At 53.4% G+C, this 264-nt stretch carries 1 protein-coding gene; it reads right to left on the bottom strand.

The window, feature by feature from the left end:
- Positions 1 to 264 (bottom strand): aminotransferase class I/II-fold pyridoxal phosphate-dependent enzyme (locus KVT27_RS25080; protein WP_217582217.1); only part of this gene is annotated, 264 nt, incomplete at both ends.

Below are 264 nucleotides of genomic sequence, written 5' to 3'. Positions count from 1 at the left end.
ACCCTGGATAAATCGGAGCCGGCAGAATCACTTCAGCCCCTGGCGTCAGAATCGTGCGGAGCGTGGTGTCAACAGCTTGACTTGCCCCGGCAGTCACGATAATTTCGTCTGCCGCGCGGTACGTTTGGCCGTATTTCACTTGCACGAAGTTAGAACCCGCTTCACTTAACTCCAGTAACACCGGATTTTGCGTGTAGACCGTCTTATTCTGATCCAACGCCTTCTGACCCGCTTCTATAATATGCCGCGGTGTCGGAAAATCCG

It is taken from the genome of Lysinibacillus sp. GbtcB16, from assembly GCF_019091145.1.
Taxonomy (GTDB): domain Bacteria; phylum Bacillota; class Bacilli; order Bacillales_A; family Planococcaceae; genus Lysinibacillus; species Lysinibacillus fusiformis.
The sequence above is the reverse complement of the archived record's forward strand: the minus strand, read 5'-3'. Positions and strand labels throughout refer to the sequence as shown.